The 10,087-nt window shown below is 70.0% G+C and carries 10 protein-coding genes; 2 read left to right on the top strand and 8 right to left on the bottom strand.

Going from position 1 to position 10,087, the window contains the following annotated elements:
* Positions 1-734 (top strand): DUF6066 family protein (locus D7X74_RS14645; RefSeq protein WP_370450754.1); only part of this gene is annotated, 734 nt, incomplete at its 5' end.
* A gap of 18 nt (positions 735-752) precedes the next feature.
* Here the strand turns inward: D7X74_RS14645 and D7X74_RS14640 are convergent.
* The 6 genes from D7X74_RS14640 to D7X74_RS14615 all read right to left on the bottom strand — a co-directional run bounded on the left by D7X74_RS14640 (position 753) and on the right by D7X74_RS14615 (position 7,025).
* Positions 753-2,288, bottom strand: coding sequence for a trypsin-like peptidase domain-containing protein (locus tag D7X74_RS14640; protein WP_199741826.1), 1,536 nt, complete (start codon positions 2,286-2,288; stop codon positions 753-755).
* 161 nt (positions 2,289-2,449) lie between these two features.
* Positions 2,450-3,046: a nucleotide exchange factor GrpE gene (locus D7X74_RS14635; RefSeq protein WP_120533572.1), complete on the bottom strand. Its 597-nt coding sequence runs from the start codon at positions 3,044-3,046 to the stop codon at positions 2,450-2,452.
* An 84-nt stretch (positions 3,047-3,130) separates the two neighbouring features.
* Positions 3,131-3,379: an RNA polymerase sigma factor region1.1 domain-containing protein gene (locus D7X74_RS14630; RefSeq protein WP_120533571.1), complete on the bottom strand. Its 249-nt coding sequence runs from the start codon at positions 3,377-3,379 to the stop codon at positions 3,131-3,133.
* Positions 3,380-3,481: 102 nt separating this feature from the next.
* The gene (gene ftsH, locus D7X74_RS14625) at positions 3,482-5,527 is read right to left on the bottom strand and encodes an ATP-dependent zinc metalloprotease FtsH (RefSeq protein WP_370450755.1); all 2,046 of its coding nucleotides are present in this window, start codon (positions 5,525-5,527) and stop codon (positions 3,482-3,484) included.
* Between the two features lie 149 nt (positions 5,528-5,676).
* A complete protein-coding gene (locus tag D7X74_RS14620; protein ID WP_341870450.1) occupies positions 5,677-6,510 on the bottom strand; it encodes a hypothetical protein in 834 nt (277 codons plus the stop codon).
* Positions 6,511-6,617: 107 nt separating this feature from the next.
* Entirely contained in the window at positions 6,618-7,025 is a 408-nt protein-coding gene (locus tag D7X74_RS14615) for a (deoxy)nucleoside triphosphate pyrophosphohydrolase (RefSeq protein ID WP_120533569.1), read from the bottom strand.
* Positions 7,026-7,404: 379 nt separating this feature from the next.
* On the opposite strand from D7X74_RS14615, the gene D7X74_RS14610 reads away from it, so the two are divergent.
* Entirely contained in the window at positions 7,405-7,641 is a 237-nt protein-coding gene (locus tag D7X74_RS14610; protein ID WP_120533568.1) for a helix-turn-helix transcriptional regulator, read from the top strand.
* A gap of 45 nt (positions 7,642-7,686) precedes the next feature.
* On the opposite strand, the gene D7X74_RS14605 is transcribed toward D7X74_RS14610, so the two are convergent.
* Both D7X74_RS14605 and D7X74_RS14600 read right to left on the bottom strand, forming a co-directional pair.
* Positions 7,687-8,565: a MaoC family dehydratase gene (locus D7X74_RS14605; protein ID WP_120533567.1), complete on the bottom strand. Its 879-nt coding sequence runs from the start codon at positions 8,563-8,565 to the stop codon at positions 7,687-7,689.
* Positions 8,566-8,673: 108 nt separating this feature from the next.
* Entirely contained in the window at positions 8,674-10,062 is a 1,389-nt protein-coding gene (locus tag D7X74_RS14600; protein ID WP_120533566.1) for a DUF4114 domain-containing protein, read from the bottom strand.
* Positions 10,063-10,087: the final 25 nt, after the last annotated feature.

The raw sequence follows: 10,087 nt of genomic DNA, 5'->3' as shown, positions 1-10,087 counted from the left end.
CCACCAAGCCCCACCCATGGGAAAGCCCTGCCCCCGGCGCGTCCGGAAGTGGCAGCATCCTCCGGGTCGTCATCCCCCTCTTCTTGGGAGTTCCCGCCGTGAATCGCTTCCTGGCCGCTGCCTTTGCCCTCCTTGTGCCCACGCTCGCCCTGGCCGACGTGGACTCGCGCTTCGCGAAGCTGCGCGACGAGTCCGAGCCCCTGGGAGCCCTGGGGGCCTTCCTGGAGAAGTACGTGGGCGAGTGTGACGGGGCCTTCGTGGACCCGCAGTGCAAGGCCAACGCGGAGGCCTTCCGCAAGAAGTACACGGGCAAGCGCCTCTACATGATCATCACGGAGGACGACGCCACCATGCTGTCCGCGGGCGACTTCAACCCCGGCACCAACGAGTACACCATCAACATCACGCCCTTCTTCGGGGGCGGGAAGTACGCGCTCACCCACGGGGCGCCCAAGAAGACGGACGCGCAGGGCAACCCGGTGATGAGCTACCTCACGGTGAGCGGCACGGCGCCGGACGGGTGGAATGGCGGCGTCTTCAGCCGCCTGTTCTCCACGCGGGGCGTGCGCGCGCAGGTCGTCTTCACGCCGCAGAGCGTGTGGACGCTGCCCAAGAAGGGCGGCGGGAAGAACTACGGCGTCAACGCCCGCATCGAGTCCGTGCTGCTCACCGAGGGCCGCAGCGGCGGGCACATGGGCCTGTGGCTCAACGGCAAGGACGCCCCGAAGAAGTAGGCCCGGGCGTCCCCGGCTTCAGCGGGCGATGGCGATGTACTGGAGCGCGTCGCCCCGCTGGACGCGCAGGAGGATGCTGGCCCCCGCGCTGCCCCGCTCCAGGGCGGCCTTCACCCCGGCGGCGTCCTTCACCCGGCGACGGTTCACCTCGGTGATGACGTCGCCGGCGCGCAGGCCGGACTGCTCCGCCGGGCCGCGCGGGACGACGCCGGACACCAGCGCGCCCAGGAACGCCTCGTAGCCCAGGGGCGCGGCCACCTCCGGCGTCAAATCCCGGAGCACCAGCCCCAGGTCGTTCGCGGTGCTGCCACCCCGGTTCGTCAGGCCCTCCGTGGCCTCCTGCGCCGGGCGCGCCACCAGCCGCACCGCGACCTCCTGCGTGCCGCCCTCGCGCAAGAGCGTCAGCTTCGCCTCCGTGCCCGGCGCGAGCAGCGCCACCTTGCGCAGCAGCTGCAGGTAGCTGCCAATGGGCCGGCCGTTCACCGCCACCAGCCGGTCCCCGGGACGGATGTTCGCGGCGGCGGCGGGGCTGCCCCGGTAGACGTCCTTCACCACCGGCGCCGTGGTGGTGGAGTCCTCGCCATCCTCGTTGATGACGACGCCCAGCCAGCCGCGCTCCAGCTTGCCGTTCTCCCGCAGGTTGGGCAGCAGGTCCTTCACCAGGTTGATGGGCACCGCGAAGCCGATGCCCTGGCCCTCGCTGATGATGGCGGTGTTCACGCCAATCACCTCGCCGCGCATGTTGAAGAGCGGGCCGCCGGAGTTGCCGGGGTTGATGAGCGCGTCCGTCTGGATGAAGTCGTCGAACTGGCCCACGCCCAGCACGCGCTCCTTCGCGGAGATCATCCCGTGCGCCACCGAGTGGTCCAGGCCGAACGGGTTGCCAATGGCCACCACCCAGTCGCCCACCTCCAGCACGTCCGAGTCCCCCAGGTACACCGCCGGCAGTGTCCCCAGCCCCGCGCCGCTCAGCCGCAGGAGCGCCACGTCCGTGGACGCGTCGCGGCCCACCACCTCCGCGGGGAACTCGCGGCCGTCCGCCAGCCGCACCGACACCTGCTGCAGGGGCACCTCGCGCGGGCCGCCCTTGTCGGGGGTGACGCCGGAGCCGGACGGATTCACCACCGGGCCCTGGGCGTTGGCCACCACGTGGTTGTTGGTGACGACCAGCCCGTCGGGCGTCAGCACGAAGCCGGAGCCGGTGGAGCGCTTCACCGCGCCCGGCAGCGCGCCGGGGCCCACGGTGGTGATGTTCACCACGCCCGCCTCCACCGCGCGGATGAGCGGCGCTAGCGACGTGGGGGGCACGAAGTTCGGAACGCCCGCGCTCCCGGCCGGGCGCTCGCGCCACAGGGCGGACACACCCGCCGTGCCCTCGGTCGCGGGCGACGGGGGCGGTGGGGCGGCGAAGTAGGCGGTGTGCTCGCGCACCCGGGCCTGGAGCCAGGGCGGGAGCGGATCCTCGGCGGCTTGCGCCACCGGGGCGGAGGCCACCGCGAGAAGAAGGCTGAACAGTCGGACGGACACGGGGCGGCAGCTTACACGGCGGGCCATGGCGTCAGGCCCCAACAGACCGCCCGGCCCCACCCTTCCCGGCGCATGAGAGGCCAGGAAGGGAGCCAGCCCCCGCCAGCCCCGGAGTCTCGCCGGGAGCGTCAGAAGAGCCGGCGCCAGAGCTTCGCCAGCGCGTTACCCCAGCGCCTGGGGACGGCCCTTCAGGCCTGCGCCGGGGCCACGTACCGGGCCACCTTCACCCGGGCCGGGCGGATGATGCGATCCTTCAGGCGGTAGCCCGCGCGGAACTCGGCCACGACCTTCTGGTCGTCGTCCTGCACCGGGGTGATCTCCATGTCCACCGCCTCGGCGACGTTGGGATCATAGGGACGGCCCACCATCTGGATGCGCTCGATGCCGGTGGCCTGCGCCTTGGCCAGGAGGCTGTCGCGGATCATCCGCACGCCCTGGGCCAGCGGCGAGGTGTCCTGGTGGCTGGAGGCCAGCGCCAGGTCCAGCTCGTCGATGGCCTCCAGGAGCGTGCCGGCGACGTTGCCGCGCTCCACGTCGATCATCCGCTCCCGCTCGCGCGTCAGCCGCTGCTTGAACTCCTCGCGGTCCTTGTTGAGGTCCTGGTAGGCGCGCGCCAGCTCATTCACCCGGCGGCGAGCCGCCTCCAGCTCCGTCTGGAGCCGCGTCACCTCGCCGTCCGATGCGGCCTCGCGGTCCTCCGGAAAGTCGGTCGGGGAAGCCTCCCCCGCCTCGTTGGCGGGGGACTGCGTCTCCGGGGTCTCGTCGCTGCGGGGCTTGCCGTCCATTGTCGAACCTGCACCAGGGGGTTGAAAGAGCGGACCTTGATACGCGGCGCGAACCTAACCGCGAGGGCGCCCCTGTCAACGCGGCTAGTGGTTGGAAGGAGCCGAAGGTGGGGCCTCGGCCATGAAGCCGTGATCCACCTGTCCCGTCACCTCGTCGATGATCTCCACCTGCGCGGCCCGGAGCGAGTAGTAGAGAAGCCACCGCTCGGCGGCCGTCAGCGTCCCCGGAGGCAGCGCCTCCTCGATTTCCTGCACCGTGAGTCGGCCGTCCTTGAGGCCCTTGGCGAACAACGACTTCCGCGCGACGTAGCTCTTCCCAATGCGGTTCTCCACGGCGACGCCTCCTTGTCTGCCAAAAGTAATTTCGCCCACCGGCCACCGCAGGCTGGCGGTGGATCCGGTGGGCGAAGGTCTGCCCGGAGGGCAGGCAAGCACTCAGGAATCGAACTTGCCCTGCGTGTGCTGCGTGGGCGGCACCACCGGTTCAGACTCGTTGCCTCCCACCGGATGCGCCGAAATCACCGTGCGCGCCTCCGGATGCAGCAGGCCCCGCCGCGCCAGCACCTTGGGCCCCAGGATGGCCGTCATCGCCTCCTCCTCGATGACCTCCGTCGCCAGGAGCCTTGCCGCCAGCGCCTCCACCTTCTCGCGGTTCACGCTGAGGACCTCGCGGGCGCGGTCCAGCGCCTCGGAGACCATCTTGCGGACCTCGTCGTCGATCATCCGGGCCGTCTGTTCGGAGTAGCTGCGCGACTCCGGCAGGCCCGCGCTCCTCAAGAAGCCCGGACCCTGGTCTCCGCTCAGCGCCACCGGACCCAGGCTGCTCATGCCGTAGTCGCGGACCATCATCTTGGCGATCTCCGTCGCCTGCTTGATGTCGTTGGAGGCGCCCGTGGACACCTCGCCGATGAAGAGCTCCTCCGCGGCCCGGCCGCCCATCATCCCCGCCATCTTGTCGCGCAGCTCGTCCACGGACATGAGGTAGCGATCTTCCAGGGGCAGCGACATCGTGTAGCCCAGCGCCGCCAGGCCTCGCGGGATGATGGACACCTTGGTCACCCGCTCGGCGTACGGCAGCATCCAGCCCACCACCGCGTGGCCCGCCTCGTGGTGCGCGACGATCTCCTTCTCGCGCTCGTTCATGCGGCGGTTCTTCTTCTCCAGACCCGCCACCACGCGCTCGATGGCCTCCTCGAAGTCCGCCCGCATCACCGCGTCGCGGTTCTTGCGCGCGGCCAGCAGCGCCGCCTCGTTCACCACGTTGGCCAGGTCCGCGCCGGCGAAGCCCGGCGTGCGGGAGGCGATCTGCTTCAGGTCCACGTCGGTGCCCAGCTTGACGCCCTTGGCGTGGATCTCCAGCACCTGCTCACGGCCGCGCTTGTCCGGACGGTCCACCAGCACCTGCCGGTCGAAGCGGCCCGGGCGCATCAGCGCGCTGTCCAGAATCTCCGGACGGTTCGTCGCCGCCAGGATGATGAGGCCCGCGCGGCTGTCGAAGCCGTCCATCTCCGCGAGCAACTGGTTCAGCGTCTGCTCGCGCTCGTCGTGGCCGCCGGCCACACCTGAGTTGCGGCTCTTGCCGATGGCGTCCAGCTCATCGATGAAGATGATGCACGGCGCCTTGGCGGTGGCCTGGGCGAAGAGGTCGCGGACCCGGGCCGCGCCCACGCCCACGAACATCTCCACGAACTCCGAACCGGAGAGGTTGAAGAACGGAACGCCCGCCTCACCGGCGACAGCCCGCGCGAGCAGCGTCTTGCCCGTGCCCGGAGGGCCGACGAGCAACACACCCTTGGGGATGCGGCCACCCAGACGGCGGAACTTCTCCGGCGTCTTGAGGAACTCGACGATTTCGCGAAGCTCGTCCACGGCCTCGTCGACGCCAGCCACGTCCTTGAAGCCCACGCCGGTGTCGTTCTCCGCCTGGACCTTCGCGCGCGTCTTGCCGAAGCTCATGACGCTCTGCGGACCCTGGCCCATGCCGCCGGACATCCGGCGCATCATGAAGCTCCAGAAGAGGATCAGCAGGCCCATGGGGATGAGCCAGATCCACAACACCTCGCTGAAGCTCGACTGCGGCACCGCCTCGAACTGGATGCCCTTCTGCTCCAGCAGGGGCACGAGCCCCTCGTCCCCGGGGACGCGGTAGGCCATCCACGGCAGGGCGCTGGGCTCGCTGCGCAGCGTGCCCTTGTCAGCCGGAGGTGGCTGGGCGTTGTCCTTGAGGAAACCCTTCACCCATTCGTTGGAGATCTGCACCCGGCTGAACTGGCCGTTCTCCACCGCGTCGCGCAGCTGGCTGTACGACACCCGGCGAACACCCGCGTCCTGAAACACGTTCCGGAACAGCAGGAACCCCAGGACGAGCAGGAGGATGTAGCCCAGTGGTGAGCCGAACTTGAACCCACCTTTCGTGGGTGTTGGCTTGTCGCTCTTCTTTCCGCGCGGGCCCATCCCCGGCGGCAGGTCCTGTGGCTTCATCGTCGGCACGCTCGCCCTCCCCCTCCCCCGTACACACAGACGACATGTCGTGTGACGGTTCCCTTAGCCGGCCAAAGATGGTCACCTCCGCCAAGCCGTCAACCGCCGGTCGTGACGGGATGACAACTGAGGCGCGCCGAAGTGTTGGATCAGCGGCAATCCACGCGGACCAGGGGCTCCCCCGTGAACTCACTGCCCAGCAGGTAGCCGCGCCCATCCTGTAGAAAGGTAATGGCTTCGGCCTGGGCCTGGCTGGCGCCGGGCACTTCCACCACCTGCGCCTGGATGAGGTCCTCCAGGCGCTTCGCCCCCGGCTTGCGGACCTCCCAGACGCGCGTGTACGTGCGCACCAGCAGGCGCTCGCCGGACGGGTGCAGCGAGGCGCCGGTCGTCAAACGGTCCACGTCTTCGGGCACGCGCAGGGTGCCCAGCTTCGTGGCCTTGCCGGAGCCGCCCGGCTTGAGGCCCTCCACCGCGTACAGGTCGCCCAGCGACGCGCGCGTCTTCGTCAGCACCGCGATGCGGCCGGAGCGCGCGTCGATGATCAGCGACTCGGTGTCGTGCGCGCCATCCACATAGGTGAAGGGCAGCGCCTCCACCGGGAGCGTGGCGTCCGCGAGCGTCTCCGGCTCCGGCAGGCGGAAGAGCCGCACTTCCTTGCGGCGCTCGAAGTTGTCGCCGGTGTCCGCCAGGAAGACGCAGGTGGCCTTCTGTCCCGGCTCGCACGGCCCCACCGCCACGTCCTCGATGTCGCGGGGATCCGCGCCGGTGAGCGTCAGCGTGGCCTTCACCGCGCCCGCCTCATCCAGGGCGAACAGCTCGAAGGCGTTGTTGGAGTCGTTGTGTCCCCAGAAGATGCCGGGGTGACGCTGGCTGGCGGCCAGGCCCGACAGCTCCGGCACCTGCCGGGGCACGGTGCCCGTCTTTCGGCCGTCCGCGTAGAGCACGCAGCCTTCCATGCCCGTGGCGGGCACCTGCTGCATGCCCGCGTCGGGGGCGTTGGAGGCGGAAGGAACGGGGCGGGAGCTGGAGCAGGCGCACGCCAGCAGGAGGCCGGCGACGGCGAACAGGCGCGAGGAGGGGCGCACGGTCAGTGGTCCAGGTCCAGCAGCCGGGCCAGCGTCTTGGCGTCCGCGTCGGGGAAGCGGTACTGCCCCATCTCCTCCAGCGCCACCCAGCGGTGGTCATGCACGCGCAGGTGGTGGATCTCCGAACCGCTGTCGCTCAACTGGCAGCGGAACACGCGGAAGTCGATGTCGTAGGTGGGGTACTCGTGGTGGGTGTGCATCACCTGCTCCAGCACCACGATGCGGACCCCCATCTCCTCGTAGAGTTCGCGGGCGAGCGCCGCCGCGTCGTCCTCCCCCTCCTCCACCCGGCCGCCCGGGAACTCCCACAGCAGGGGCAGGGACGCCTTGGGGGGCCGCTGGGTGATGAGGTAGCGACCCATCTCGTTCTGGAGCATCGCTCCGACGACTCGCACGTGACGACGGGTCATTCACTTCTCCTCGATAGGTGTCCCAAGGACCAGGGGCAGGGAGCGGCGGCCTAACACAGGCCCTGACCGGCGCCAATGCCGCAGGGACCGCTCCAGGGCACCGTGCGCATGGCCTGGACGGGCGTCCACCCCGCCCCGGCCTTCCCCGGAACGGCCCGGCACCCCGGACGGGCGGACTCCGGCGGACGGGCTCGGGCGGTCCCTGGAGGAGCCCGGGTGGGAGGCGGCCGGGACGGGGGCGGTCCAGCGGGACCACGGGGGTGGCGTGCTGTTGGGGACTTCACGCCGGGAAGGACAGGTCCCTGGGCTGCCCACCGTCCGGAAGCGGTGCGTGTGGGATTCAAGTGACGGCAGGGCCGGATGGCGCCATGCTCGGGGAATGACACAGAGTCGGAGAGAGCGGGCCGAAGCGCTTGGCGCGGCGCTGAAGACGGCGCGGCAGCAGGCGGGGCTCTCCATGGAGGAAGTCGCCGAGCATCTGGAGCTGGGGGTGGAAGTCCTGGCCCGTGTCGAGCGCGGCGTGATGGTGCCCACCATCCCGACGTTGAGCCGGCTGTGCGCGATGATGAAGCTGGATCCGGACAGCCTGCCGGACCTGCCGGAGCTCAGCGACTGACGGTGGGCCGCCCGCCCTCCAGCCCGACGGCAGGTCGCTCGGGCTTCAGTCCAGCCGCCCGAGCAGGTGCGGCTTCCCCTCCTCCGACAGCACGCGGAACGCCACGCCCCCGGACTCGCGGGCCGTCTGGAACGTCACGCGGGCCGGCAGGAGCAGGGGCTTCTTGAAGTCGCAGTCCAGGCGGAGCGCGTCCGGGTGGGCCGCCTCGCCCAGCTCCGCCACGCAGCGCGCGAGCGTCCACATGCCGTGCGCGATGGCGCGCGGGAAGCCGAACGGCCGCGCCGTGAGCGCGGTGAGGTGGATGGGGTTGAAGTCCCCGGAGGCCCGCGCGTAGCGGCGGCCGGTGTCGGCGGGCACGGTCCAGGGGGCAGGACGGCTCGCGGCGAACCGCGCGGCCTGGGCATCGTCCGGCGGGCGGTCCTTGCGGGAGGAGTCCTTGTCCTTCCGGGCCCCGTCCCGACGCAGCATGGTGGTGACGGCCTGCCACAGCAGTTCGCCGCTCTCCTCCGCTTCGACGCGCGTGTGCACGTCGAACTCATTTCCCGCGGGCACCTCACGTGGGCCCTCGAAGTGGCAGGACACGGTGAGCGGGGCGGCGTCCGCGATGCGGCGGTGCTGCTGGATGTGGTTGCGCACGTGCACGGTGCCCAGCACCGGGTACGGGAAGTCGGGCAGGCCCAGCAGGCCCAGGTGCAGCGGCGTCGCGAGCACCTGCGGATACGTCACCGGCAGGAAGCCATCGGCGTCGAAGCCGCACGCGGTGCGGTAGCGCGCCAACAGCTCCGGTGAGGCGCGGCAGCCATGCGCCCGCAGCGTCATCTCCGGCAGCGCCGTCCCACGCCCCTTCCTGCGGGTGAAGGCCGCGCGCAGGAGCGCGGCGGGCATCGCGGGGAGCGTGTGCAGGTCGAAGATGGTGGCGGACATGGGCGGGATTCTCCGCCAGCCGCCCCCATCCCGCGTGGGAAAAGTCAGGGGGATTCCGGCCCGCCGAACCGTCGGGCCGGTCCTCCCCTCCTCCAAGACGCGGCGGGTTCAGCGGACCGCGAAGCCCCAGGTGTAGGGGACGCCGCGATACCTGCAGGTGGTTCCGTCGCTCCACGCCCAGGTGTAGTCGAGCCGTGCGCCGGCGCAGTACTCGCCCGCGTAGTCAGCGAGGTGCCCCTGAGCCCCTCTCTGGCCGTCACTATCGCAGGCGTACTCAGGATAGACGCCCCCGTAATACCCATAATTGACACACCCCATCATGATCTGGGAGCTGGCCGGCCCGTAGGTGCCTTGTTTGAAGGCAGTTCCCGCGACACCGAAGGCCATGTTCGTCTGGCTGTAGCCCCATGCCGAGGGAGCGTAGGACTGGGTAAAGCTCTCTCCAAAAGTGCGGTTGAAGACCCTGACGCTGTTGAAGTCGAGGCACGCCAGGCTCTTCGACCAGTCTTCGTCGCCCGGGGTGCCGCGCGTCGCCACGCCCAGGCTCGTCTTCGCGTTGGACGCCTGCCATCCGGCCACCGTCCATCCGCCTCCGGACGTGGTCATGTCGCAGTAGTACGCGGACGGCTGCGAATCACAGGGGTTCAGGAAATAGACGCCGCTGCCCAGTGACGGGCAGTACTGATGCAACTCCTGGCAGGAATGCACGCTTGCGGAAGGGGCTTCCGGACAGGGCTTCTCCGGCAGGGTGGGACCTCCCGAACCCGTGCCCGACAGGGGATCGCTCCGCACCGTGAAGACGACGTCGTTGAAGTCGTCGTCCACCTGCTCATGCGCTCGGTCGAAGTCCTCGAAGGCCAGGACCCGGCGCTGGGTTTCCAGGTGGTACGCGCTCATCACGTGGCGCCTGCGCTCGACGGCCTCCGGGTTGAGCGCGTCCACGGAGTAGTAGGTCAGCTTGGAGAGGTCCACCTGGGTCCCATCCCAGCCGTCCGCCACCAGGAAGAAGCCAAGCCGTGTCCCGGCGGAGAACTGGCCCAGGTGGACGCGGTCCCCCGTGTGGAGTTCCCCCGTGGAGCCCCACGCCGAGGCATTGGGGAAGATGACGACTTTCTGCACGTCCTCCACCGTGGCAGGAGGACTCCCGTCCGGGTACGTGAAGTAACCCAGCGTGTTGCGGTAGGTGGCGCCCTCGGACACGAACGTCACCCAGACATCCGCGGTGGCCGTGACCAGGATGTTGGGGTCGTTCGAGGGCGCGACGTAGTCCGGGTGATGGACCGGGACGGACTGGTTCTCCGGCAGGGCTTCAGCGATGTCGGACAGGAAGCTGGCGGGCAGCGTTTCGGGCGTCGCGGCGGTGACCACGGATTGACCGCTGCTCAGCGCCTCCAACGGAGGAGACGGATGCGCCTCCGAGGGCTCACAGCCCCCGGACACCACAGCGCAAAAACCAAACATGACTCCAGCAACAAGGCGATACGGATTGCGGCGCATGGAATTGCCTCCAGACGGAGACAGA

The organism is Corallococcus sp. CA047B (genome assembly GCF_003612065.1).
In the GTDB taxonomy this organism is placed as follows: domain Bacteria; phylum Myxococcota; class Myxococcia; order Myxococcales; family Myxococcaceae; genus Corallococcus; species Corallococcus praedator.
The sequence above is the reverse complement of the archived record's forward strand: the minus strand, read 5'-3'. Positions and strand labels throughout refer to the sequence as shown.